General features: G+C 62.4%; 22 protein-coding genes. 12 read left to right on the top strand and 10 right to left on the bottom strand.

The genetic code is table 11. From position 1 onward, the window contains the following. Positions 1–100: 100 nt before the first annotated feature. The 3 genes from DDE20_RS11395 to DDE20_RS11405 all read right to left on the bottom strand — a co-directional run bounded on the left by DDE20_RS11395 (position 101) and on the right by DDE20_RS11405 (position 1,741). Positions 101–661, bottom strand: a complete 561-nt coding sequence (locus DDE20_RS11395) for a GNAT family N-acetyltransferase (protein ID WP_116558614.1) — start codon at positions 659–661, stop codon at positions 101–103. A gap of 90 nt (positions 662–751) precedes the next feature. Continuing rightward, positions 752–1,021, bottom strand: coding sequence for a 50S ribosomal protein L27 (gene rpmA / locus DDE20_RS11400; protein ID WP_116558615.1), 270 nt, complete (start codon positions 1,019–1,021; stop codon positions 752–754). A 6-nt stretch (positions 1,022–1,027) separates the two neighbouring features. After that, positions 1,028–1,741, bottom strand: a complete 714-nt coding sequence (locus tag DDE20_RS11405; protein ID WP_116558616.1) for a 50S ribosomal protein L21 — start codon at positions 1,739–1,741, stop codon at positions 1,028–1,030. A gap of 529 nt (positions 1,742–2,270) precedes the next feature. On the opposite strand from DDE20_RS11405, the gene DDE20_RS11410 reads away from it, so the two are divergent. The 8 genes from DDE20_RS11410 to DDE20_RS11445 all read left to right on the top strand — a co-directional run bounded on the left by DDE20_RS11410 (position 2,271) and on the right by DDE20_RS11445 (position 11,197). Continuing rightward, positions 2,271–3,806, top strand: coding sequence for a glycosyltransferase family 2 protein (locus DDE20_RS11410; RefSeq protein WP_116558617.1), 1,536 nt, complete (start codon positions 2,271–2,273; stop codon positions 3,804–3,806). 6 nt (positions 3,807–3,812) lie between these two features. After that, complete coding sequence (locus tag DDE20_RS11415) at positions 3,813–4,592, top strand: hypothetical protein (protein ID WP_116558618.1); 780 nt, start codon at positions 3,813–3,815, stop codon at positions 4,590–4,592. Continuing rightward, a complete protein-coding gene (locus tag DDE20_RS11420) occupies positions 4,589–5,377 on the top strand; it encodes a sulfotransferase family protein (protein WP_116558619.1) in 789 nt (262 codons plus the stop codon). The genes DDE20_RS11415 and DDE20_RS11420 overlap by 4 nt, the downstream gene beginning before the upstream one ends. Then, entirely contained in the window at positions 5,374–6,153 is a 780-nt protein-coding gene (locus tag DDE20_RS11425) for a sulfotransferase family protein (protein WP_116558620.1), read from the top strand. The genes DDE20_RS11420 and DDE20_RS11425 overlap by 4 nt, the downstream gene beginning before the upstream one ends. A gap of 2 nt (positions 6,154–6,155) precedes the next feature. Continuing rightward, the gene (locus DDE20_RS11430; protein WP_116558621.1) at positions 6,156–8,306 is read left to right on the top strand and encodes a glycosyltransferase; all 2,151 of its coding nucleotides are present in this window, start codon (positions 6,156–6,158) and stop codon (positions 8,304–8,306) included. A gap of 215 nt (positions 8,307–8,521) precedes the next feature. Next, a complete protein-coding gene (locus tag DDE20_RS11435) occupies positions 8,522–9,430 on the top strand; it encodes a PfkB family carbohydrate kinase (protein ID WP_116558622.1) in 909 nt (302 codons plus the stop codon). 2 nt (positions 9,431–9,432) lie between these two features. Next, positions 9,433–10,341: a pseudouridine-5'-phosphate glycosidase gene (locus DDE20_RS11440; RefSeq protein WP_116558623.1), complete on the top strand. Its 909-nt coding sequence runs from the start codon at positions 9,433–9,435 to the stop codon at positions 10,339–10,341. 163 nt (positions 10,342–10,504) lie between these two features. Beyond that, complete coding sequence (locus tag DDE20_RS11445) at positions 10,505–11,197, top strand: DUF502 domain-containing protein (protein ID WP_116558624.1); 693 nt, start codon at positions 10,505–10,507, stop codon at positions 11,195–11,197. Here the strand turns inward: DDE20_RS11445 and DDE20_RS11450 are convergent. Beyond that, on the bottom strand, positions 11,190–12,212 hold the full coding sequence (locus tag DDE20_RS11450; protein WP_116558625.1) for a patatin-like phospholipase family protein: 1,023 nt from the start codon (positions 12,210–12,212) through the stop codon (positions 11,190–11,192). The two genes, DDE20_RS11445 and DDE20_RS11450, sit on opposite strands and share 8 nt — an antisense overlap. A 13-nt stretch (positions 12,213–12,225) precedes the next feature. Then, a complete protein-coding gene (locus DDE20_RS11455; protein WP_116558626.1) occupies positions 12,226–13,008 on the bottom strand; it encodes a 3-hydroxybutyrate dehydrogenase in 783 nt (260 codons plus the stop codon). Between the two features lie 257 nt (positions 13,009–13,265). On the opposite strand from DDE20_RS11455, the gene DDE20_RS11460 reads away from it, so the two are divergent. After that, entirely contained in the window at positions 13,266–15,086 is a 1,821-nt protein-coding gene (locus tag DDE20_RS11460; RefSeq protein WP_420812367.1) for an extracellular solute-binding protein, read from the top strand. A gap of 217 nt (positions 15,087–15,303) precedes the next feature. On the opposite strand, the gene DDE20_RS11465 is transcribed toward DDE20_RS11460, so the two are convergent. Next, entirely contained in the window at positions 15,304–15,927 is a 624-nt protein-coding gene (locus tag DDE20_RS11465) for a helix-turn-helix domain-containing protein (RefSeq protein ID WP_116558628.1), read from the bottom strand. A gap of 130 nt (positions 15,928–16,057) precedes the next feature. Between DDE20_RS11465 and DDE20_RS11470 the strand changes: the two genes are divergently transcribed. From DDE20_RS11470 to DDE20_RS11480, 3 genes are read left to right on the top strand one after another with little or no spacing between them, the layout of a single operon-like run. After that, on the top strand, positions 16,058–17,575 hold the full coding sequence (locus DDE20_RS11470; protein WP_116558629.1) for a class I adenylate-forming enzyme family protein: 1,518 nt from the start codon (positions 16,058–16,060) through the stop codon (positions 17,573–17,575). Continuing rightward, entirely contained in the window at positions 17,572–18,210 is a 639-nt protein-coding gene (locus DDE20_RS11475; protein ID WP_116558630.1) for a DsbA family oxidoreductase, read from the top strand. The genes DDE20_RS11470 and DDE20_RS11475 overlap by 4 nt, the downstream gene beginning before the upstream one ends. Next, positions 18,207–19,415 carry a multidrug effflux MFS transporter gene (locus DDE20_RS11480; RefSeq protein ID WP_116558631.1) on the top strand — a complete coding sequence of 403 codons (1,209 nt, stop codon included), beginning with the start codon at positions 18,207–18,209 and terminating at the stop codon, positions 19,413–19,415. Before DDE20_RS11475 ends, DDE20_RS11480 begins: the two co-directional genes overlap by 4 nt. On the opposite strand, the gene DDE20_RS11485 is transcribed toward DDE20_RS11480, so the two are convergent. The 4 genes from DDE20_RS11485 to DDE20_RS11500 all read right to left on the bottom strand — a co-directional run bounded on the left by DDE20_RS11485 (position 19,412) and on the right by DDE20_RS11500 (position 23,737). Continuing rightward, positions 19,412–20,545, bottom strand: a complete 1,134-nt coding sequence (locus tag DDE20_RS11485; protein WP_116558632.1) for an NUDIX domain-containing protein — start codon at positions 20,543–20,545, stop codon at positions 19,412–19,414. The two genes, DDE20_RS11480 and DDE20_RS11485, sit on opposite strands and share 4 nt — an antisense overlap. Further along, complete coding sequence (locus DDE20_RS11490; RefSeq protein ID WP_116558633.1) at positions 20,535–20,993, bottom strand: TrgA family protein; 459 nt, start codon at positions 20,991–20,993, stop codon at positions 20,535–20,537. The genes DDE20_RS11485 and DDE20_RS11490 overlap by 11 nt, the downstream gene beginning before the upstream one ends. A gap of 33 nt (positions 20,994–21,026) precedes the next feature. Then, positions 21,027–22,238: an SAM-dependent methyltransferase gene (locus DDE20_RS11495; RefSeq protein WP_116558634.1), complete on the bottom strand. Its 1,212-nt coding sequence runs from the start codon at positions 22,236–22,238 to the stop codon at positions 21,027–21,029. Between the two features lie 68 nt (positions 22,239–22,306). After that, positions 22,307–23,737 (bottom strand): cryptochrome/photolyase family protein, encoded by a 1,431-nt coding sequence (locus DDE20_RS11500; RefSeq protein WP_116558635.1) that lies wholly within the window; start codon positions 23,735–23,737, stop codon positions 22,307–22,309. Positions 23,738–23,750 lie beyond the last annotated feature (13 nt).

Here is a 23,750-nt window from a genome sequence, read left to right on the forward strand (position 1 = left end):
TCCGGGGGTTACGCTGCTGCAAGCGATAGCCAAAGCAGCGGTCTGTTTCAAGGCCGGCGCGCCACGGGCCGGCGATCAAGGATAACGCGGCGGCGCAGGATCACCGCATGTGGCGCAGATAGGTCCAAGTGGGCACGATAATATCGCGCGAGACGGCGAAAGCCTCGGCATCGCCAATATATTCAAAACCGGCTTGGGTCAGCAACCGCGCCGAAACCGGGTTGTCCTGAAACACTTCGGCAAAGACGGTCTGGTTGTCATGCGGGTTTTCGGCCAACAGTAGACGCACCGCCTCGGAGGCAATACCGCTGTGCCAATGACCCGGCGCCACCCAATAGCCGATCTGGCTTTGCTTGCGGTCCAGCGCCTTGAGCGAGATCACCCCGAGCAGGCTGTCGCTGCCCGAGGGTGTGCCGTCGATGGCCCAGATATCCTCGACCTTATCCGGCGCATGGGCGGCCTGAATGAAGGCTTCGGCGCTGCCTTCGGGCAAAGGATGCGGAATCGAGCGCGTGCCCATGGCAACGCGGCGATCCGCAGCATGGCGGGTCAATAGCGCGGCGTCGCCCTCGACCAATGGCCGCAGCAACAGCCGTTCGGAGGCAAAAGCGCGTTGCACAAGCGACGCGGGTTTTGGGGGCTGGGCGGGCGCGAAGGTCATGGCAGCTCCGGTATCAGGCTGGCGAATCGAGAAAGGGGCCAGCAGTTTCCTGTCTGGCCCCTGGTAACTGAGAATTGTGAATTCTGCGTGTTACTCGGCGGCCTCGGCCGCTGGAATGATCGACACAAAGCTGCGGCCCTTGAGGCCCTTTGTGAACGATACATGACCTTCGGTCAGCGCGAACAGCGTGTGGTCGCGGCCCATGCCAACACCGGCGCCCGGCCAGTGTTTGGTGCCGCGCTGGCGCACGATGATATTGCCAGCGTTAACCGACTGTCCGCCATAGATCTTGACGCCAAGACGGCGACCTGCGGAGTCGCGACCGTTGCGGGTTGAACCGCCTGCTTTTTTATGAGCCATGAGGTGTTACTCCTTCTCAGCGGCCAAAGTAGCGGCCTGTTCGATCCAGTTGTCACGGGTGATCCGGCCCGGGAACGACAGTTTGTCGTCCATATAGGCAACTTCGGCCTCGCCCCAAGCGGCGATCTGGTCAAAGTGGAACACGCCGTTCTCGTGCAGCAGACCTTCCAGCTTCGGGCCGACGCCGGTGATCTTTTTCAGATCATCAGCCTTGCCGTCGCGGGCTTCGGTCAGCAGGTTTGCCGGACGCTCACCAGCCGCTTCGGCAGCAGCAGGCGCCGCTTTCTTGGCAGGCTTTGCCGCAGCTTTGGCCGGTTTTGCCGCCGCTTTCGGAGCCGCAGCCGCCAGAGCCGCACCCGAGACCGAACCCGAACCGATGGCAGCTTTGACGCCGCTCGAATCGGCGCCCGAGGCCAGAATGTCGGTGATGCGGACCAGCGTCAGCTTTTGACGGTGACCTTTGGTGCGCTTCGAGCTGTGCTTACGGCGGCGCTTGACGAAATGGATGACCTTCTCGCCTTTGATCTGGTCGATCACTTCGGCCTGCACGCCGGCGCCGTCCACCAAGGGGGCGCCAATGGTGGTGCTTTCGCCGCCAACCATCAGAATTTCGTTGAATTGCACGGTTTCGCCAGCATCTGCTGCCAGCCGCTCGACGCGAAGAACGTCGCCCGACTGAACACGGTACTGCTTGCCACCGGTTTTGAGGACTGCAAACATCGTCCTTGTTTCCTTCGATTTGTCCGCGTCCTTCGGCCCCCGCATGGGAGTTGTGGCAAAGCCGCCTTCGAACTGCGCCCCCGGCTTGCGGAGGATGATAAAGATACGTGCCCCGGATCGGATGATGCGGAGCACGCGTGGGCTTTACCGGCTTTCCGCCTGCAAAGTCAAGCGCTGCCAAGGTGTGGGGCCGAGAAATCCACCATGGTGTTTTGCCAGCCTGCGCACAGGTATCTTGCGGCGGTCGATGCGCAAGACCAATGCCCACAAGACCAATGCCCACAGGTTCGGCGCGCGACGCCCTTGATGACGGTGTATAGGTAGCGCCTGTATAACGCCCTAACGCCGAAAAAGCCATCCGCATCTCCCGCCAGGGTTGCGAACGACCGCCGATGCCTACCATGCGCTGCGTCCAAACCCTATGAATTAACGCCCTAAAACCTTAACCTCTTGGTGTTTTTCAATTTACGCTTAACGGGTGCTGCGGTAACCCTGTGCGGTAGTGCCCGTTCAGCCCTAGGATCGTTTCATGCCTCAAGCCCGCGTTGGAATCGTTGTCCGCACCAAAGACCGCCCGCTGTTCGTAACGCGCGCGTTACATGCGGTGATGGCGCAGACCGCGCGCGACTGGCAGGTGATCTTGGTTAACGACGGCGGTGATCCCGGCGCGCTGGCGCAGGCGATTGACGCGGCCGGATTGAGCCACGCCTTTGACGACCAGCGGATGACGACGCTTAATCTGACCGCCTCGATCGGGCGTTCGGCGGCGTTCAACCGCGGCGCCGAGACCCTGCAGACCGAGATGGTCTGCTGCCTTGACGATGACGACACTTGGGAGCCGGCTTTCATCGCCGAATTGCTGCGGCTTTATGATGACACCAAACCGATGGCGCCGGATCTGGGTGGCGTCGCCTCGCTGGTCACTGCCGTGCGCGAGGATATCGTGACAGAGAAAGGGCGCGAGAGCATTGTGCGACTGGGCACCGAAGGCCTGCCCGCGGCCTTCACCAGAGAGGATTTCTTTGTCAATCCAATCGCCTATGCGACCTACCGGCATGATCTTTACCCCGTGCAATGGATGCTGAACCGTAAGGCCGTGCTGGCCTGCGGCGGCTTTCCCGAGGCCTTCAGCGTCATGGAAGACCGCGCTTTCATGAACCGGTTTTTGCAACGCTGGCGGCTGGCGCTGCTGGATCGCCCGCTGGCCTATCATCACCGGCGGATACAGCGCAGCGGCGACAAAGCGCAAAGCGTGGCGATGAACACTTTGGACAATCCTTCCTATGATTGGCGGCTGTTTTCGGACCTTGCCAAGATCGAGGTGAATACGCCGCAAGACCTGACGCAGGACACCGCCCCGCTCTCGGCTATTCAGGCCGGGGATCTGATCCGCGCCAGTGCCGCGACCCTGCTCAAAGAGGTTAACGACGAGACCAGCGCGCTGTGGCACAAGATCAACGGCGAGGCGCAAAGCCTGCGCGCCAGTATCGAGGCGGTGGATGCGCGGATCGGCGATGTCGAGCCGCGACAGGGTGCCGATGCCGTGCCAGAGGCCCGTGTCTGGTCGCTATGGGATGCGGTCGGCGGCGGCGATATCGGCTACCGGCTGGCAGTGCAAACGCCGTTTCTGACGCGGCTGGAACTCTCGGCCCCGAGCGATCAACCCGGGCTGCTGTTTCACGCTTCGACCGCGGCGCAGCGAGCGGTTTTGCAGGTGCCGCAGACCGAGGGCTTCATGGCGCTTGAACTCTCGCTGCAGGATCTGGACCCGCGCGGATTGGGGCTCAGATGCGAATTGGTGGTCTCGGGCAACGAGGGGTATCTGTTTGAAACCGCGCTTTCGGTCGCGCATCACGACCGCATCGGACGCAAATCCCACCGGTTCGAAGAGTCCCATGTCCACGCCTGCCCCGCCGGTGGCGCGGTCAAGGTCGACCGGCAGTTTCCGGCTTCATTGCTCGGCCGCTCGAAAACCGCCAAACTCTCGATTATCCTGCCGCGTCAGGCACATAACTTCCGGCTGGTCCTGCATGATCTGGTGGTCAGCCGTCTTCAGGAGGCATAAACGCCGATGTTCGATCCCGATCCGACCGATCTTGCCGTGCGCGGAGAGCGCGGGATTGACCTGTACCTGCGGCTTGGCGATGTCGCGCAACAACGCAGCCGTTACCGCTGCATTGCCACGGTGCTGGACGAGGAGGGCAAGGAGCGGCTGGTCGATTTCGAACCGCATGCCAAACGTGATACCGCCCGCCTGTTGAGCCGCGCCCGCAACGCTATGGACGACAGGTTCATGACGCAGCCGATGGTCTTGGGCGATGCCACCAGCTGGCCCTCGGCGCGCGATGCTGCTGATCCGGTGGCGCTGTTTCTGTATCTGGATTTCTTTCGCGCCTGGCAGGTAGCCGATATGGCGCTGCAGCGGTTGATGGCGCAATTGCACGCCGATCCCGACGCCCTGCCCCATGATCCCGCGCGCATCGCCGGCAGCATCCTGCCGCTGTTCGATTTCAATCGGCTCACGGCGGGGTGTCGTCTGGCCGCGTTGATCGAGCCGGTGCTGCGCCGCCGGATTGCTGCGCCCGGGTTTCGCGACGATGGCAGCGGCAGCACCGGTTATGCGCTGCGCATGTTGGGTGACCTCTGCCTGCGGGCCGAGGATTACCCGCAAGCCCTCGCCTGTTTTGCCACCGCAACCGGCGCGGGCGACAATCCCTTCCGCCGCCGCAAAGCCATCGAGGCCGCGCATCTGGCGGGCGATGCTACGGCACTGCAGAACCACCTCGCCGCCTACCGCGGGCAATGGGATTTACCGGATGATTTGGCCGCATACGCCGAGGCCGATGCATGAGCCGTGTGAACGCCGCTGACATTCTGTGCATTGGCGCACAGCGCTCAATGACCAGTTGGTTGCACCACGCGATGTCCGCGCATCCGGGCACTTGGGCATTCCCGAACTTCGAGCCGGTGACCTCCACCTCTAAAGAGGCGCATTACTGGGACTGGAACCTGAAGCGCGGAGATGACTGGTACCGGGTGTTAATGCGCCCCCTTAAGGACGAGTTGCAAGGCCTTGATTTCACGCCTGATTACGCATTCTTAAATACCGAGCATATCGCCCATTGCAAGGCGCTGAACCCTGAGGCCAAGGTGATCTATATCCTGCGCGATCCCTTGGCGCGGGCGCTTTCTGCGCAGCGTATGCACAGCATGTGGGCGAGCCAGAATGCCGCCGCCGAGGACTACAAGATCACCTATGGCGACGCATTCCTGAAGAAATGTGCACAGGCGCGCATCTGGGAACACGGCGCTTATAGCGCGAACATCCGGCGTTGGCGGCGGCAATACCCTGATCTCTTGGTGCTCAATTTCGAGGATCTCGCCGCCGATCCGCTGGCGGGATTAAAGACGGTCCTGCAGCATTGCGGGCTCGGGTTCGAGGCACTTCCCACTGCCGATCAAGAGCGGATCACCAGTCGCGCCGCGCGGGTTATCTGGCAAACGCCGGCCTATGCGATTGACGCGGATGCTTTGCATTTTCTGCACGGCGCGACATGGAATGAACGCCGCCGCACCGAGGAAGAGACCGGATTGCGCTTTGCCGAGGGCGCGGGATTATTGGAAGGGCTGGCATGAAGAGCCGCGAGAATATCGCCGATATCCTGTGTATCGGCTGCCAGAAAGGCTCGACCAGTTGGCTGCATTCGGTGCTAAATTGCCACCCCTCCACCTACGCGTTTCCCGATTCCGAACCGGTCACCTCGACCGACAAAGAGGCGCATTATTGGGACTGGAACGCGCAGCGCGGTGCGGATTGGTATCGGCAGTTGCTGACCCCGCAAGATCCGGCGCAGTTGTCGATGGATTTCACCCCGGAATACGCCTGTCTGACCGAGGCGCAGATTGACGATTGCAAGGCGTTGAACCCGGGCGCGAAGGTGTTTTACATCCTCCGCGATCCGCTTGCGCGGGCGGTTTCGGCGCTGCGGATGCATATGCTCTGGCATCTGGGCAAAGACCATTCGGAACCGCTGAAACTCGGCCCGCAATTCGAGGCATTCGCACAGGAGGCGCGGCTTGAGGAACACGGTGATTATCTGCGCAATGTCACCGCCTGGCGAGCGCGCTATCCTGATCTTATCTTGTTGAATTATGAGGATTTTCACACCGACCGCGCGGCCAGTATTGGGGCGGTATTTGCGCAACTCGGGCTTGATGCGGATGAGATGGATGCGCCCCAAAGGCAGCTATTCAACGGGCTGATGACGGGCCGCGTTTGGGTGTCCGAAAAGTTCGAAATTGACCGCGCGGTGTTGATGTTCCTGCAGGGTCTGACGTGGCAGTATCGGCAGGCGGCAGAGGATGCGCTGGGTATGCGGTTCACCGAGGGCGACCGTATGTTGGGGCGTTAACCATGGAGTATTCGCTGGCGCGCAGCCTGTGGTCCGGCCCGCTTTCTGCCCCGCAAGCGCCCGCGCAGGATCTGGCGGCGCGGATCGCCCAAGGGCTGGATTATCCCGAGGCTTTGGCCGCTTTACAGGCTTTGGCGCGACATGGTTTGCCATTGGATCCCGCGCTCACGAGGGCTTTGGCGCAATGGGATTGGTCGATTGATCTGGCGCAGGTTGCCATGCAGGCCACGGTATCGGCGCGCGTCGATCCCGAGCCCGCTTTGGCCGAATTGCAGCGACGGGTGGAGGCGCAGGGCCGCCGCTTCGGGGTCTTGGCTTGGGCCCTTTGGGGGCTGGGCCGCTGCGAACAGGCGCGGGCGGTTCTGGCCGATCTTGATCCACAGTCCGATAGCTATGATGCCGACCGGCTGGCGCGGGCGGAATTGGCAATCCTCTCCGGCGAGGCGCCGGAGCCTTTGGCCCTGCCCGGTGCTTTGCGCCTGTCGCTCTTGCATCTGTGGCGCAACCGGGGGGCGCGGGCGCTGACCCAGCGTTACCAGACCCTGCACTTTGGGTTTTCCGCGCATCCGCCGCTTTGGGCATGGTTAATTGACGTCTTTATAACCGAGCGCGATTTTACCCATGCGCGCCATGCGGTTGAGCGTCTGCGCGCGGCCCATCCCGAGGGGCACGCGGAGGTGGTGGCGCAGCGTATCCGGCTGGCGATAGAGCAAAACGACCCCGCCACGGCGCGGCGGCTGTTAACCAAACATCTGCCCGCAGATACACCATGGACATGGTCGGAACGCCAGCATCTGCAGCACCTGCGCTGTCTGCTGTTGGAGGCCGCGCAAGCCCCAATCCCCGACTATGCCGCCGCCTATCAACATGCCTGTGCGGCGCAGCGGCTTTACCCCGAGAATGCGGCGTTGCGTGGGCTCTGGCTGACCCTGCGCGAGATTTGCGAAGATTGGGACGGGTTGGCGGCTGAGTTAATGTCAGACAATCGGTTTGCGCCGGATCGCGCCGCAATTCTGGCGCGGATCGGACGGCCGGACGCCGCGCTAAGGCTCACCGAAATCCCGCCGCCATTGCCGCCTGATACAGCGCTACGGTTGCGCCTGTCGCGGACGCAGTGGCACATGCGGTGCGGGGCATTGGAGGCGGCTGCGGCAGAGTTGGACCCGATGCCGCAAGACTGGCCCTTGCGCGCGGATCACGCCTATTGGGCCGCAGAAATCGCTCTAGCCAAGCGCGATACCAAGGCCGCGCGCCGCGCGCTTTCGCCTGCATTATCAAGGCATCCGACCCGCTTGGGGCTGATCTTGTCTGCCGCGCGGATGGAGTATTTTGCCGGTGAATTCGCCGCTGCACAGGATCATTTGCAGCGTTTTCATGAGCTTAAAACCATCGAACTGGGCACGCCCCCGAAGGATGATCTGCGTGATATGATTGTGCGCGATGCTGCTGAGGCGCAGACCGAGGGGCGCGCAGCGACCAATTCGCCGGGGCTTGCCGCGCGCCATTTTGCGTTGACCCCGCCAGATTTTATCCCGCCGCAGCAGACCCAAGTGGTCCCGCGCCAGCTCTGGCATTATTGGGAGGGGCCGCGCAGCAGCGGGGTGTCGCGCGGGATCGAGACATGGGCGCAACTGCATCAAGGTTTCGCACAACGCGTGTTCGACGCGCAGAGCGCCGCGGCATGGCTGGAGCAAAATGCACCGGACCTCGCGCCGGTCTTTGCACGGCTCAGCCAACCGGCCTTGCGCGCCGATCTGTTTCGCGTCGCATTGATCGCGCAGGAGGGCGGGGTATTTGCCGATCTCGATGAATTCCCGCGTGCGCCGGTCACGCCTTGGCTCGCCGATGCGCGCGCGGTGATGGTGATCGAAGAGGGCCATGGCACCATCGCCAATAATTTTCTCGCCACCCTGCCCGCTCTGCCATTGTTCACCCGTTTGACCGCGCGCATCGCCAATCGGTTAACCAAGACACAGACGCCCTATGCATGGTGGGATAGCGGCCCCGCGCAGCTGACGCTTGAGGTGTTTGCCGCGCAGCAGAGCGAGACCGAGCGCGCGGGGTTGCGTTTCCTCACGCAAGCCGCGTATGAGCAGCGCATATCCACCAATCTGCCCTTTGTGCACAAGCGCAGCCCCGATCACTGGCGATAGGCGCAAACCAGCGCGACCTCGCCAAACCCGCTGTCCACTCTGGACTTTTTGCCCCCCGCGTGGCCCAATATGACGATGACCCACCCGCTCCGCATGGCGCTTTCGACCCTGCCACCTGTGACGCCATCCGCGTGCAGGCCGCAGGTTGCCCCGGTATCTGCGGCGCGTGGGTTTTCTGCCCGCGGTCCTGTTTCTGCCGTGAGGTTTAACCTTTCATGAACCCTTCTCCTGATATCCTCTGTATCGGCTCGGTCCTGTGGGACATTATCGGGCGCACCGAGATGGCGCTGGCGACGCGGCGCGATATGGGCGGGTTGATCACCCGTTTGCCCGGCGGTGTGGCGATGAATATCGCGATGACGCTGGCGCGCTTTGGTATGGCGCCTGCGGTATTGACCGCGATTGGCGGCGATCCCGAAGGTGATGAATTGCTGCAGGCGGTGGCGCAACTTGGCGTCGACACGCGGTTCGCCCACCGTATCGCCGAGCGGCCCACCGACCGCTACATGGCGATCGAGGATGCCACCGGTCTGGTCGCGGCGATTGCCGATGCGCATACGCTAGAGGCGGCGGGCGCCGATATCCTGCAGGCGCTGCACGACGGGCGGCTGGCCACGGCGCAGCAGCCTTGGGCGGGGCAAATCGCGCTCGACGGCAATCTGACCGCCGAGCTGCTGGCCGAGATTGCCGGCTCGCCGATCTTCTCTGCCGCTGATCTACGCATTGCGCCCGCCAGCCCGGGCAAGGCCGAGCGGCTGCTGCCGGTGATGGCGCATCCGCGCGCGACGCTTTACGTCAACCGCCAAGAGGCCGAGCTGCTCTGCGAGACCGCATTCGACGGTAGCCGCGCCGCCGCCGAAGGTCTGGTCGCCAAAGGCGCCGCGCGCGCCTTGGTCACCGATGGCGGCACCGATGCCTCGGATGCGGCGCGCGGTGCCGAGACATTCACCCGCCCCGCGCATGTCGTGCGCCCGCGCCGTATTACCGGCGCGGGTGATACTTTTATGGCGGCGCATATTTACGCCGAAAGCCGCGGCGCAGAACGCGCTGATGCGCTCAAACAGGCGCAAGCCGCCGCCGCTGCCTATGTTGCCTTTGCCGATGATGGCGAAAACGGAGATTAACCATGACCAATGACACGCTGATTTACTCGAAAGAAGTGGCGCAGGCCCGCGCCCAGGGCCGCCCGATTGTGGCGCTGGAATCGACCATCATCACCCACGGGATGCCCTTTCCGCAGAACGTCGAGACCGCGCGGACCGTCGAGGATGACGTGCGCGAAGGCGGCGCGGTTCCGGCGACCATCGCGATCCTCAAGGGCCGCATCCATATCGGGCTCGAGCCCGAGGAGCTGGACGCTTTGGGTCAGGCGCAGGATGTGATGAAGCTCAGCCGCGCCGATCTGGCCGCCTGTCTGGCGCTGGGACGCGACGGTGCGACGACCGTGGCCGCGACGATGATCTGCGCCGAGATGGCCGGAATTTCGGTCTTTGCCACCGGCGGCATCGGCGGCGTGCACCGCGGCGCAGAAACCAGCTTTGACATTTCGGCGGATTTGCACGAGTTGGCGCAAACGCCGGTCACCGTGGTCGGCGCCGGGGCCAAGGCGATCCTTGATCTGCCCAAGACCGTGGAAGTGCTGGAAACTTTGGGCGTGCCGGTGATCGCCTACGGGCAAGACCAGATCCCCGCCTTCTGGTCACGCGAGTCCGGTCTGACCGCACCCCTGCGCATGGACAGCGCCGCGCAGATTGCCGCCTCGCATAAAATGCGCGTTCAACTGGGGCTGCGCGGCGGGCAATTGGTGACCAATCCGATCCCCGCCGACGCCGAAATCCCCCGCGCCGAGATCGTGCCGGTGATCGAAGAGGCGCTGGCCGCCGCCGCCGCGCAGAACATCTCGGCCAAAGAGGTGACGCCCTTCTTGCTGGCGCGAATTTTCGAACAGACCGAAGGCCGTTCGCTCGACGCCAATATCGCGCTGGTGCGCAACAACGCGCGGCTGGCGGCACAAATCGCCGCGGCATTGCTGTAATGGTTAATCAGGTGGCCCGATCCGGGCCGCCTGCCCCCCATGTAAAGCCTGCGACCTTCGCCTATTGCGCGCCGCGCCTATTCACCGGCGGCGCGCTATCGGCACTTGCAAGCCTGCCGGTGGCTGCATAAATATCTTTGTATCCTAGTTTGGTCGCATCTCCATGTCCCAGCCCCCTCGCCCGCAGCGTCGCGGTTTTCTCGCCGGTCTGCGCTCGTCGTTTCTGACCGGGCTGGTGATTGTAAGCCCTGCGGTTCTGACGATCTGGCTGATCACCACGGTGGTCGAGTTTTTCGACAGCCGCGTGCTGCCGCTGATCCCGCAACGTATCATTCCCAGCGCCGTCACCGTGCCCGATGTGCCGGGGCTTGGTGTGGCGGTGTTTCTGATTTTCACGCTGGTAGTGGGCTGGCTGGCCAAGGGCTATATCGGCCGCAGTCTGATCCAATGGAGCGAGGATATCGTCGCGCGCATGCCGGTGGTGCGCTCGGTCTATAACGGGCTCAAACAGATCGCCGAGACGGTCTTTGCCCAAAGTAACACCTCGTTCAAAAAGGCCTGTCTGGTCGAATATCCCCGCCGCGGCATCTGGGCGATGGCCTTTATCTCGACCGACACGCGGGGCGAGGTTGCCAGCAAAGCGGGGAATGGCGCGGGGATGGTCTCGGTGTTTCTGCCGACGACGCCCAACCCGACCTCGGGGTTCTTGCTGTTCGTGCCGGCTGCGGATGTGATAGAACTTGATATGTCCGTTGAAGAGGCGGCGAAACTGGTGATCTCGGCCGGTCTGGTGGTCCCCGATCCCGACAATCCAGGCAAGGTCAAATCCAGCCCCCGCAAACGCGTCTCTAGCTGAACATCTCGACCAGATCGAGGGTGCCGCGGGTGCCGATATCCGCCTCATGCTGCGCCAAAAACCGGTCGGCGGCGCTGCGTCCGGCCTGAAACAGCGTATCAAGCAAATAGGGCGTCGGGGTCATTTTGGTGCGCGCAGAGAGCCCGCGCATCAGCGCATCATCCGAGATCATATGCACCAGCACATCCTTCATCGTTCCCGGTGTCATCTTGCCATCAGCCAGCAGCCGTTTGACAAAGGCCACCGCGCGCAGATCGCGTAACAGCGCGGAATTAAAGCTGATTTCATTGACGCGGTTCATGATTTCAAGCGCCGATTGCGGCACCTCGGGGCGGTAAAACGGGTTGATCGAGATGATCAATATATCATCGGGCAGCGATGGTTCATAAAGCGGATAGAGCGAGGGGTTGCCCGAATAACCGCCGTCCCAATAATGCGCATCGCCGATTTCCACCGCGCGAAACACCGTCGGCAGGCAGGCCGAGGCAAGGATCGCATCGGGCGTCACCTCGGCCTCCGAGAACACCCGCACTTTGCCCGAATGCACATTGGTCGCGGCGACGAAGAGCTTTGGCCCCGCATCGGCACAGACCGCCGCCATATCGAGCCGGTCAACCACAGGCTGCATCGGGTTTTGCCAGAACGGCCCCCAGTCATAGGGGCTGAGCACCTGTGTCGCCAGATTGCCGGGCGAGACCGGCATCAGCGCGTCGCTGATCTGCGCGGCGACCTCGAGTGGCGGCAGGAAGGGGCGAAACCAGCCGACCGCGCGCAGATCACCGACACCGCCCAAGCCCTCCCATAGGGCGCGCAGAGCCTCCCGCGCGCCCTCGCGCCCGCCGTTCACCAAACCTGCCTTGAGCGCCGCGCCATTCAGCGCCCCCGCCGAGGTGCCGGTGATCGCGGCGATCTCCAGCGTGTCGGTTTCGAGGATACGGTCGAGCACGCCCCAAGTGAACGCGCCATGCGCGCCGCCGCCTTGCAGCGCTAGATTGATCCGTTTGGGCGCGCTCATCCGTGGGCCAATGTCACAGCGCGGTCCAGCCGCCGTCGACGGAAATCGTCGTGCCGGTGATCTGGTCGGCTGCCCCCGAGCACAGGAACACGGCAATCCCGCCGACCTGTTCGGTGGTGGCAAATTCGCCCGAGGGCTGGCGCGACAGCATCACCTCTTTGATCACCGTCTCGCGGTCCATATTATGGGTTTTCATCTGGTCAGGGATTTGCTTTTCGACAATCGGGGTCAGCACATAGCCGGGGCAGATCGCGTTGCAGGTCACGCCACTGCCTGCCGCTTCTAGCCCCGTCACTTTGGTTAACCCGACCACCCCGTGTTTCGCCGCGACATAGGCGGATTTGAACGGCGAGGCGGTCAGACCATGGGCCGAGGCGACATTGATCACCCGCCCCCAACCGGCCTGATACATCGCTGGCAGCGCCGCCGCCGTGCAATGAAAGGCCGACGACATATTGATCGCGATGATCGCATCCCATTTCTCGGCGGGAAATTCCTCAAGCTTGGCGACATGCTGGATGCCGGCGTTGTTCACCAAGATATCGCAGCCGCCTGACTGTTCGATCAACGCGCGGCATTCATCGCCCTTGGACATATCGGCCTTGATATAGCGCACCGCGACGCCGTGGCGTTGGGCAAGTTCGGCGGCCAGCGCGTGGTCCTCGTCACGGTCAGTGAAAGAGTTCAACACCACCTCGGCCCCCGCCGCGGCCAATTCCTCGGCAATCCCCAACCCGATCCCCGAGTTCGATCCGGTGACAATGGCGCGTTTTCCGTGCAAGATTTTGGTGGTCATACGGTCCTCATCGGTGATGTTGCAACCGCAGCATACCGCGCTTGAGATCAATGACCAGAGCCAAAAAAAAGCGCCCGCACAAGGCGGGCGCAAGTCGTTGAGGCAGGTTTCATACAGGCAAGAAACCTATCGAGCAGTGAGATACTTATAGCCAATCCGTTTCAGGTATCCAAGCTAAAAGTTTGATTACGTGGACTTACCCAGCTACTTACAGCCTATCGCAGCCCGCCAGAAGGATTGTTTCCGATATGCATATAATGCGCGCCCGAGCTTTACCCACAAGCATCCTAGCGGCGGTTTTCGCGATTTTACACGCGGGATTTGCAGTGCCTGCAAGCGCGCAACCCCAGCATGGCATTTCGATGTATGGCGCGCCCGCTCTACCACCAGATTTCGTGTCTCTACCCTATGCGAACCCCGATTCGCCCTCTGGCGGGCGAATCGTTTTTGCCGAAATCGGCGGATTTGATTCGCTCAATCCCTATATTCTGCGCGGCTCGGCGCCTTGGGGCGTCAATTTGCTGACCGTCCAAAGCCTTCTGGGGCGCAGCTATGATGAGCCGTTTGCGCTCTATGGTGTGCTGGCCGAGAGCGTCGAAACCGATGAAGCGCGCAGTTTTGTCGAGTTTACCCTGCGCGAATCGGCCCGATTCTCGGATGGCAGCCCGGTCACGGTGGCGGATGTGATGTGGTCGTTTGAGGTGATGGGCACCCAAGGCCACCCACGCTATCGCAACGCCTGGACGAAAATTGCTACGATGCAGCAAACTGGCCCGCAGTCGCTGCGCTTCACCTTTACTGAGCCGGACCGCGAGTTGCCGTTGATCCTTGGTCTGCGCCCGATCCTGCAGCGCGCGCAATTCGACGCTGACGGGCGCGCCTTTGATCAATCGTCCCTCACGCCGCTGATCGGCTCGGGCCCCTATGTCGTCGACAGCGTCGATCCCGGCCGCTCGATCACCTTCCGCCGCACGCCGGATTGGTGGGGTGCGGATCTGCCGTTTTTCCGCGGGCAGCATAATCTCGACGAAATCCGCTATGAGTATTACGGCGATTCCGCCGTCGCGTTTGAGGCGTTCAAAGCTGGTCTGATCAGCGTCTGGCGCGAGCCGAGCGCGGCGCGTTGGGCCGACAGCTATGATTTCCCCGCGGTCACTGACGGGCGCATTCGGCAGGTGGAAATTCCCCACCAGCGCCCCTCGGGGATGAGCGGCTTTGTGATGAACACCCGCCGCGCTCCCTTTGACGACTGGCGGGTGCGCGATGCGCTGATCCATGCTTTCGATTTCGCCCAGATCAACGCCACGGTGAACGGCGGCGCCGAGCCACGGATAGACAGCTATTTCGGCAATTCCGATCTGGGTATGCGGGCGCAGGCCGTAGAGGGGCTGGTGCTGGATCTGTTAACCCCGTTTGCCGAAGAGTTAACGCCCGACGCGCTGCAAGCCTATGCGCTGCCCGAGACCGGCGGACGCTCGAACCGGCGCAACCTGCGCGCGGCGATGCGGCAGCTCAACGCCGCCGGTTGGCAGGCCGACGAACGCGGAATTATGCGCAATGGCGCGGGCGAGGCCTTCACCTTCAACATCTTGCTGCAACAGGGCTCCGCCGCCCAACAGGCGATTGCCAACAGCTATATCGAGAGCCTGCAACATCTGGGAATTACCGCCAATCTCACGGTGATCGACGCCGCCCAATATGTCGAGCGCACCAATCAATATGATTTCGACATGACCTATATGCATCGGCTGATGTCGCTCTCGCCGGGCAATGAGCAAACGCTCTATTGGAGCGCCGAGGGCGTCGAGACGCCGGGCACGCGCAATCTCGCCGGTGTCGATACGCCTGCGGTCGAAGCGATGATCACCGCGATGCTGAATGCGCGGGAGCCAGAGGCCTTCACCGCCGCCGTGCGCGCCCTTGACCGCGTGCTGATGACCGGTCGCTACGTCATCCCGTTTTGGTATGCGCCGGTGAGCCGTTTGGCCGTGGCCGAGGGGTTGCGTTTTCCGCAGAATCTGCCCATATATGGCGACTGGACCGGCTTCTTGCCCGAGGTATGGTGGTATTCGGAATGAAAATGGGCCTTTGCCTTGCACTTGCTTTAAGCGTTGTCACCCTTGCGGGATGCAACACCGTTGAAGGCGTTGGCCGCGATATTTCCGGCGGTTCCAATGTCGTGCGCGGCTGGTTCAGCCGTTAAACCGCGGGCCCTGCGCAGGTTCTATTCCGGCGGTTGGCTGTTAAGCAATTGACGCTGAATTGGTTAACCCAGACGGCACCGTTTACCCGATCTTAGGTAAGTGACGTGACCCAGAGGATCGTCGCATCCTCGGCGCTCAGGCTGATCACATTATGCCCCATCGAGGCGTCATAATAGGCGCTATCGCCGCGCTTCATGTCCAAGGGCGCGTAGAACTCCGAGAACAGCCGGATTTCGCCAGTCAGCACATATAAGAACTCTTCGCCGTCATGGCGCACCCAGCCGTCGAAATCCTCGAACGCACGGGCACGGACACGGGCGCGGTAGGGCAGCATCGCCTTTGGCGCCATGCCACCCGACAGAAGCTCATGCTCATAGGTCGTGGTCACCTGCGCCTCGCCCTCGCCACTGCGCGTCGAGGTCATCCGTCCGCCCGGCACATCGGATTTCGGCGGGGTGAACAATTGCGGCACCGACATCCCCAGCCCCTCGGCCAGTTTCTTCAACCCGTCATAGGTCGGCGACATCTGCCCGTTCTCGATCTTGGACAGGGTCGAGCGTGCCAGCCCGGCCGCCTGCGCCGCTTGCTCGAGGGTCCAGCCCCTCTCTTTTCGCAGGCTGCGCACCCGCTCGGGCAGGTCCACCGGATCGGCCAAAGCGTCGCGCCCATCGGCACGGGCAATACGGATCAAACTGGGGGCGTAAGATGTGCTCATAGCGTCGGGCCTTGCTGGAATGGCTGTCTCATGCGCCAAATTTGCGCGCTTGTCGAGATGCAGGGCGGTGATTGCGCGGGCGGGGCCTCGGGCTATTGCCCTCGGCGCGTGACGGGGATAGTCAAATTTCATGCACGCGTTAATCGATATCGGCCCCTTCGCGCCCTGCCCCTCGCCGTTCAATCTGGCGGAATATGTGTTGCGCGCGGGGCAAGCGCTGCCCGACAAGATTGCCTTGCAAATCCTCAGCGTCACCGGCGCCGAACGCTGGTCTTATGCGGCGCTGATCCGCGCCATTCGCGGCACCGGCACCGGCCTGTTGCAGGCCGGATTGACCCCAGGCGACCGGCTGTTGCTCAGGCTCGATAACACGGTGGATTTCCCGCTCGCCTTTCTCGGCGCGATTGCGGTGGGCGTGGTGCCGGTGCCGACCTCATCGCAATTGACGCAGGCCGAGATCACCGCCATGGCCCAGCAGATCGCGCCCCAAGCGGTGATCGCCGCGCCTGACATATCGCGCCCTGATATCGCGGCGAAAGTGATCGACCTTGCGACCTTGCGCAGCTGGCGCGAATTGCCGCCCTGCGATTTTGAGATGGGCGATCCCGAGCGTCTGGCCTATCTGGTGTTCACCTCCGGCACCTCGGGCGCGCCGCGTGCGGTGATGCATGCCCATCGCGCGATTTGGGCGCGGCGGATGATGTGGCGTGACTGGTACGGGCTGACCGAGGGCGACCGGCTGCTGCATGCGGGCGCATTCAACTGGACCTATACTTTGGGCACCGGACTACTGGACCCTTGGACGCTGGGCGCCACCGCGCTGATCCCCGCCGCCGGCATCAAACCGGCGCAGCTTCCGCTCTTACTAAAACGCTTTGACGCGACGATTTTCGCAGCCGCGCCAGGGGTTTACCGGCAACTTCTGAAGTCCCCGATCCCTGCCTTGCCGCGCCTGCGTCACGGGCTCTCTGCCGGTGAGAAACTCCCCGAAGAGACCCGCGAGAAGTGGTCGGAGGCCACCGGACGAAGGGTGTTTGAATCCCTCGGCATGTCGGAAATCTCAACCTATGTCTCGGCCAGCCCCGAGCGCGCAGCGCCGCTTGGCGCCTCGGGTTTTGCCCAGACCGGACGCCGGATCGCGGTGCTGGACGCGGCGCATCAACCGGTGGTGCGTGGCACGCCGGGGATCATGGCCATCGACGCGCGGGACCCAGGGTTGTTTCTGGGCTATTGGAACGATGCGGCGCAAACCGAGGCGCGTTTTGCCGATGGCTGGTTCCTGACCGGCGACACGGTGTCGATGGATGACGCGGGCGCGATCACCTATCTGGGCCGCGATGACGACATGATGAACGCGGGCGGCTACCGCGTCTCGCCGCTTGAGGTCGAGCGCGTTTTTGAGGCCCTGCCACAGATCAGCGAATGCGCCGCGGTGGAATTGTCGGTCCGCGAGGGTGTCAAAGTGATCGCCCTGTTTTATGTCGCTGATGGCCCCTGCAATGAGGCCGAACTTGCAGACCACGCCGAGACGGTTCTGGCGCGCTATAAGCAGCCGCGTCTCTATATCGCGCGCGCGGATATTCCGCGCTCGGCCAATAACAAATTGAACCGTGCCGCCCTGCGCGCGGGCTGGAAAGGATCGCAATGAGCACCAAACTGGACATCTTTTCCGACCCGATCTGCCCCTGGTGTTATATCGGTAAATCTCGGCTTGAAGCGGCGCTCGAGGCGCGTCCCGAGCATCCCTTTGTCATCGAATGGCATCCCTTCATGCTCAATCCGTCGATGCCGCCCGAGGGGATGGACCGGCGCGAATATCTGGAGGCCAAATTCGGCCCGCCCGAGAGTGTGCTGAAAGCCTATATGCCGATTCAAGAGGCGGCTGATGCCGACGGGCTGCCGTTGGAACTGTCCAAGATCAGCCGCACGCCGGCGACGCTGGATGCGCATCGGCTGATCCACTGGGCGGGGCTTGAGGGACGGCAAAACGCGGTGGTTAACGCGCTGTTTCGGGCCTATTTCACCCAAGGGCAGGATATCTCGGAGCATATGGTGCTGACCGAGATCGCCGCCAAAGCCGGTTTGGACGGGGCGATGGTGGCGCAGCTTTTGGCCGGTGATAACGACAAACAGGACATCCGCGCCCGCGATGCGGAAATCCGCGAACGCGGGATGCAGGGCGTGCCAGGGTTTATCATTGGGCGTAAATATGTCGTCAGCGGCGCCCATCCGGCAGAATTCTGGACCCAGGTCATCGACGATATCGCGGCGGCAAGCCAATGAAACCAATCCAAAAAATGCCCTTCGTCGAGTTCGTGATCTTCACCGCGCTGATGTTCGCGACGGTCGCCTATTCGATCGATTCCATGCTGCCGCTGCTGTCCGATATGGGGGCTGAACTTGCGCCCGATGCCGCCCATCGTGCGCAGTTTGTGATCACAAGTTTCGTCTTCGGGCTGGGCCTCGGCACGTTGATGATCGGACCAATCTCGGACGCTTTGGGGCGCAAATCGGTGATCCTCGCCGGAATCGCGGTCTATATGGTGGCCTCGATTATCGCCGCGACCAGCGAGAATATGGGCGTTTTGCTGTTCGCGCGCTTCCTGCAGGGGCTGGGCGTCGCGGCGCCGCGCGTGGTTACCCAAGCCATGGTGCGCGACCAATACGCGGGGCGGTTGATGGCGCGGGTGATGTCCTTTGCGATGACGCTCTTTGTGCTGGTGCCCGCCGTCGCGCCCTTATTGGGCGCTACCCTCGGCCATCTGTTCGGCTGGCGGGCGATTTTCTGGAGCTTTCTGGGTTTTGGCAGCATCTGCGGGATCTGGCTTTGGCTGCGCCAACCCGAGACCTTGCCGCGCGAAAACCGCGTCTCGCTCGAGCCCGGTCCGGTCTTGCGCGCCTTTCGCGAGGTGTTCCGCAATCGTCAGGTGATGGCCTATCTCACCGCGTTAACCTTTAGCTTCGCCTCGGTCTTTGTCTGGCTATCTTCGGTCGCGCAGATTTACGACGATGTCTATGACCGCCTGCCAGAATTCCCCTTTTGGTTCGCGTTGAGCGCGCTTTTGTCGGCGCCGGGCAGCTTTATCAACGCGCAATTGGTCATGCGTTTGGGCATGCGGCGGCTGATCGTGATCGCGCTGATCGGCCAATGCACTGTCGTCGCGACGGTGCTCGTCGGCTATGCGCTGATCGGATCGCTACCCTTCTGGCTGTTCTTTACCTTCATGTTTTTGCATTTCTTTTCAATAGGTTTGCTGTTTGGTAACCTGAATGCACTGGCCTTGGAGCCCTTGGGCCATATCGCGGGCACGGCAAGTTCGGTGATGGGTGGTATCTCGACCATGGCCTCGGCCGCCATCGCCGCGCCGATCGCCGCGCTCTACAATCAAACCGCGCTGCCGATGACCGCGGGCGTCGGGGTCTGCGCCTTTCTGGCATTCAGCGCGATGATGGTGGCGCGGCGCTGGGACGCGCCGGTTAATGCTTAACCGCGCAGCCTCTCGCGGTTCATCGCCAGCCATTGCGCGCTGATGATCAGCGGCGCGTCCTCGATCTCGCCGCTCTCGATCAGCGCTATCAATTGCGCGAAGGGGATGACATGGGCGCGGATATCCTCGGCCTCGGCGGCGACCCCGCCGACGCCCTCGGCGGATTGCGGCAGATCTGCCAGCGCGACATAGGAAATCAGATATTCGGTGACCGAACCGGGGCTGACGTAATAGCGCCCGATCTGGTGCAAGTCATGCAGGGTCAGGCGGGTTTCCTCAAGCGTCTCGCGGCGCGCGGCGTCCTCTGGCGTCTCCCCCGGATCAATGCGCCCCGCAATCGGCTCAAGCAGCCACGGATTGCGGTCACCGCGCGCATAGGGACCAAAGCGGAATTGCTCGACCAGCATGACGGTATCGCGCTGCGGGTCATAGGGCAGAATGGTCACCGCATCGGCCATGATGAAACCGGCGCGGGTCACGGGGGCCGATTGGGTGCCATCAAAGCGACGGAAGCTCAGTTCGGCCTCTTCAACGCCAAAAAACCACGTATAGGGGCGGCGCATCTCTTCGACCACCACATCTGCGGGGTCCGATTGACGGCGCAGCGTGGCAGGCGCGGGTTCAGCGATCGCGCGCTGGCGGCTGGCCGCGCGCATTTCCAGCATCCCGAAACGCGCCAAGATCGCCTCGGGCTCGGTGGTTTCCAGGAGCGCCATGACCTCGCCGGCGACATCGACGGCCAATTGCCCCGGCCCCGCGACCCAAGTCTCTAACGACCACGCCTGCCCCGGCATCCAGAGCTCTGCGCGCGGCACATAGATGATCGCATCGACCGGACCATCGGCGGTATCCACGGTGATCTGCGTGGTGTCATAGCCGAACACCCGCTCATAGGCATCAAGCCGCGCGCGCGCCTCGGCATTCGGGCGCGCCAGTAGGCCGGTGGCCATGGCGCCCGCGCGTTCGGTGAACAGCGGGAAATCCTGCTGCGCGCCTGCATGCGTCGCGGCATGGGTGATCGCGTGATCCGTAAGGCTGGCCACTTCGGTCGGCACCTCGCAGCCCGCGACACAGGTCAACAGCGGGGCGTGGCGCAGGGTGCCGTAAAGGAACAAAGCCTCAACGGTCATGGCGGCGCGCCTCCAGCATCACCCATAGAATATGCAGGACCACGCCGATGATCGTGCCACCGGCAGCCAGTAGGATCAGGAATTCCTGCACCAAGCCGCGGCTCAACCAATCGACGACAATGCCGAAATAACCGGTGATCGCCTCGATCACCTCACCGTATTGGCGCCGATAGCCGCGTCTGAACACCTCGCCCACGGCCAGAAACATCGCCGTGGCCACCGCCGCCAGAACCACCGCCTGCCATGCGGCAAAGACCGAATGCCAGAGCGCCTTGCCGATCTGTCGGCCCAGAAACCTCCAGCCGACCAAGAAACCGACCGCCGCCGCATAGAGCGGGAAGCGGCCAAGATCGGCCTCGGGGTCATAGATCGGGGCATAGGCCTGCGCAGCGATCAGCGCGAAAACGGCCAGAAAAACAGCCGAGAGTGGCCGGATCAGGGTGAACATTCGCGCTCCTAAACAACGGCGCGCCGCGCAGGATCAGCCCGGGCGGCGCAGGGTGATCTGCGTCACGTCACAGATACCCGTCTGGAACGCCGCGGCGCAAGAGGTCAGATAGAAATCCCACATCCGTTTAAAGCGCGCGTCATAGCCAAGGGCCTGAATTCGGTCCCATTTTTCGGTGAAGGTCTGATGCCAGCGGCGCAGGGTGATCGAATAACTCTCGCCAAATTCGATCGAGGACGCCAAGCCCAGACCAGCGCGCGCCGCCTCTTCGGCAAATCTGGCAGGCGAGATCAACATGCCACCGGGAAAGATGTATTTCTGAATGAAATCAACATTGCGCCGGTATTTTGCAAAACGTTCATCAGGCACGGTGATCACCTGTATCGTCGCCGACCCGCCGGACTTGAGCCTTGCATGGACCGCATCAAAATAAGCGGGCCAGTATTTCTCACCGACCGCTTCGAACATTTCAATCGAGGCGACCCCGTCATAGGCACCGGTCTCGTCGCGGTAGTCTTGCAGTTTGATCTCGACGAGATCGGTCAACCCCGCGCGCTGCATCCGTGCGACGGCGAAATCATGCTGCGCCTGACTGATCGTCAGCCCCGTCACCCGCAGCCCGCGCTCTCCTGCCGCATATTCGGCAAACCCGCCCCAACCGCAGCCGATTTCCAGCACATGATCGCCGGGCTGCAGCCCCAGCGAATCCACCAATGCCGCGTATTTCTGTTGTTGCGCGCGTTCCAGATCCTCCTGCCCGGTTTCGAACAAAGCCGATGAATAGGTCATCGAATCGTCCAGCCATTCTGCATAGAATTCGTTACCCAAATCATAATGATAGGCGATATTCTTTTTGGCCTGACGTTTGGAATTGCCGCGCAGCCAGTGGCGCACACGCTCATAAAGCCGCACCAAAGCCACACCGGTGAAATCATCAAGCAGCGCCGGATTGTCCTTGAACACAAGATCCATCAGCGCCTGCAGGTCCGGCGTGCTCCACCAGCCGTCGATATAGGCGTCCGAGAAGCCCAGATCCCCCTCGCGCAGCAGCCGCGCGAAACTGTCGGCATTGTGGATATGGACCTCCGCCGCGTGGCCGGGCAAAGCGCCCTGCGCGCGAAACCGCCGCCCGTCGGGCATAATAATATCGAGCCGCCCGTTCGTCATGCGCTGGAGCTGCGCGAAGGCCGGTTTAAAATAACGCGGCAGATCTCCCTCGCCGCTGATGTCGGTCAAGACGTCCATGTCACTCCCCTTTGACCCTGACTGCCTTGTTTACGAAAGTTTAGCCAAGGTGGATGATTGCGCAAACCTTAATTTTCCGCCTGCGGGCGCGCACGATGCGCCTCATAGGCGGCCAAAGCGCGCTTGCGCCCAGCCGCCAAGGTGATCATCGGCGCCGGATAGGGATCTCGCGGCGAGAGCCCCCATGAGCGCGGCGCCGCGTCAAAGAAACGCCGCGCATCTTCGAACGGATCATCGCTAAGTTCTGCGATGAGGTTCCGGCGGTAATCTCCTGATTTATCGAACTTTTCTGCCTGCAGCGCCGGATTAAAAACACGAAAGAACGGCGAGGCATCGGGGCCACTCCCGGCCACCCATTGCCAGCCCATAGCATTCGACGCAGGATCCCAATCGATCAGACATTCCGCAAACCAGTCCAACCCGATTTTCCAGTGCAACATCAGATGCTTGGTGAGGTAACTTGCCGTGATCATCCGCAGCCGGTTGTGCATCGTGCCGGTCACATACATCTGCCGCATTCCAGCATCTACAAAGGCCTCGCCAGTGCGCCCCCTCCGCCAAGTTTCCGCAACGTCATCATGGGTTTGCCACGCAAAGCTCTGCCATTCTGGGCGCCAGTTACGGTTCAGGATATGCGGCGTGTGATACATCAAATGATGCGCGTAATCGCGCCACGCCAGCTCTTTTCGGAAGTGAATTGCGCCGGAATGCCCCGGTTGGGTCGTCTCTAAAGCCAGCGCCGCATGCCAGATCCGCCGCGCGCTGATCTCGCCATAGGTGAGGTTTTCTGACAGGCCCGAGACCGCATTTACCATCGGAAAATCGCGCCCCTCGCGGTAGTTCTCGATACCATCGGCCAGAAACTCATCAAGCCGCATTTGCGCCGTCGCCTCGCCGATCCGCGCATAACGCGCCACCACCGCAGCGCCCCGATCCATCGCCGCCGACAGATGCCAATCACCCAAGCGCTCACTCTCGGGCCATGTTTCCGGCGCCGCGATACGCGCGGGCGCTGGCAGCGGGCGGTCCACACCGCGTTTGTCGAGCGCCTTGAAAAACGGCGTGTAGACTTTGAAATATCCGCCCGCGCCGGTCTCGACCTGCCAAGGCTCGGCCATTGTATGGCCTTCGAAACTGCGCGCCTCATAGCCTTCGGCAGTGAGCGCGGTTTTGACCGCCGTGTCACGTGCGATTGCCTGCGGATCATAAAGCCGCGTCCACCAGACGCCGCAAGCACCGGACTCCGTGATCAACGCGCGTAAAACGCTGAGCGCATCGCCGCGCCGCAGGGTCAGGCGGTTGCCCTGCCCTCGCAGCCGCGCATCGAAACTCTCGATCGCCTTGCCCATCCGCCAGCACGGGGCGGCGCCGAGTTCCAGCACCGCCTCGTCGCCAATCACCAGCGGGATCAATGGCCGTCCGGTCGCCGTGGCTGCCGCCAGCATCGGGTTGTCATCGAGGCGGAAATCGCGGCGGAACCAGAGGATGAGGGGCGTCATTTCGGCTCCGCTT

This window comes from Pararhodobacter oceanensis (genome assembly GCF_003076755.1).
Taxonomy (GTDB): Bacteria; Pseudomonadota; Alphaproteobacteria; order Rhodobacterales; family Rhodobacteraceae; genus Pararhodobacter; species Pararhodobacter oceanensis.

What these genes read in the sequence shown, in the direction of transcription:
- DDE20_RS11445 (WP_116558624.1), top strand. Translation starts at nt 10,505, where the DNA reads ATGTCCCAGCCCCCTCGCCCGCAGCGTCGCGGTTTTCTCGCCGGTCTG.
- DDE20_RS11480 (WP_116558631.1), top strand. Translation starts at nt 18,207, where the DNA reads ATGAAACCAATCCAAAAAATGCCCTTCGTCGAGTTCGTGATCTTCACC.
- DDE20_RS11395 (WP_116558614.1), bottom strand. Translation starts at nt 661, where the DNA reads ATGACCTTCGCGCCCGCCCAGCCCCCAAAACCCGCGTCGCTTGTGCAA.
- DDE20_RS11410 (WP_116558617.1), top strand. Translation starts at nt 2,271, where the DNA reads ATGCCTCAAGCCCGCGTTGGAATCGTTGTCCGCACCAAAGACCGCCCG.
- DDE20_RS11485 (WP_116558632.1), bottom strand. Translation starts at nt 20,545, where the DNA reads ATGACCGTTGAGGCTTTGTTCCTTTACGGCACCCTGCGCCACGCCCCG.
- DDE20_RS11425 (WP_116558620.1), top strand. Translation starts at nt 5,374, where the DNA reads ATGAAGAGCCGCGAGAATATCGCCGATATCCTGTGTATCGGCTGCCAG.
- DDE20_RS11435 (WP_116558622.1), top strand. Translation starts at nt 8,522, where the DNA reads ATGAACCCTTCTCCTGATATCCTCTGTATCGGCTCGGTCCTGTGGGAC.
- DDE20_RS11495 (WP_116558634.1), bottom strand. Translation starts at nt 22,238, where the DNA reads ATGGACGTCTTGACCGACATCAGCGGCGAGGGAGATCTGCCGCGTTAT.
- DDE20_RS11465 (WP_116558628.1), bottom strand. Translation starts at nt 15,927, where the DNA reads ATGAGCACATCTTACGCCCCCAGTTTGATCCGTATTGCCCGTGCCGAT.
- DDE20_RS11490 (WP_116558633.1), bottom strand. Translation starts at nt 20,993, where the DNA reads ATGTTCACCCTGATCCGGCCACTCTCGGCTGTTTTTCTGGCCGTTTTC.
- DDE20_RS11405 (WP_116558616.1), bottom strand. Translation starts at nt 1,741, where the DNA reads ATGTTTGCAGTCCTCAAAACCGGTGGCAAGCAGTACCGTGTTCAGTCG.
- DDE20_RS11460 (WP_420812367.1), top strand. Translation starts at nt 13,266, where the DNA reads ATGCGCGCCCGAGCTTTACCCACAAGCATCCTAGCGGCGGTTTTCGCG.
- DDE20_RS11415 (WP_116558618.1), top strand. Translation starts at nt 3,813, where the DNA reads ATGTTCGATCCCGATCCGACCGATCTTGCCGTGCGCGGAGAGCGCGGG.
- DDE20_RS11420 (WP_116558619.1), top strand. Translation starts at nt 4,589, where the DNA reads ATGAGCCGTGTGAACGCCGCTGACATTCTGTGCATTGGCGCACAGCGC.
- DDE20_RS11475 (WP_116558630.1), top strand. Translation starts at nt 17,572, where the DNA reads ATGAGCACCAAACTGGACATCTTTTCCGACCCGATCTGCCCCTGGTGT.
- DDE20_RS11440 (WP_116558623.1), top strand. Translation starts at nt 9,433, where the DNA reads ATGACCAATGACACGCTGATTTACTCGAAAGAAGTGGCGCAGGCCCGC.
- DDE20_RS11450 (WP_116558625.1), bottom strand. Translation starts at nt 12,212, where the DNA reads ATGAGCGCGCCCAAACGGATCAATCTAGCGCTGCAAGGCGGCGGCGCG.
- DDE20_RS11430 (WP_116558621.1), top strand. Translation starts at nt 6,156, where the DNA reads ATGGAGTATTCGCTGGCGCGCAGCCTGTGGTCCGGCCCGCTTTCTGCC.
- rpmA (WP_116558615.1), bottom strand. Translation starts at nt 1,021, where the DNA reads ATGGCTCATAAAAAAGCAGGCGGTTCAACCCGCAACGGTCGCGACTCC.
- DDE20_RS11500 (WP_116558635.1), bottom strand. Translation starts at nt 23,737, where the DNA reads ATGACGCCCCTCATCCTCTGGTTCCGCCGCGATTTCCGCCTCGATGAC.
- DDE20_RS11470 (WP_116558629.1), top strand. Translation starts at nt 16,058, where the DNA reads ATGCACGCGTTAATCGATATCGGCCCCTTCGCGCCCTGCCCCTCGCCG.
- DDE20_RS11455 (WP_116558626.1), bottom strand. Translation starts at nt 13,008, where the DNA reads ATGACCACCAAAATCTTGCACGGAAAACGCGCCATTGTCACCGGATCG.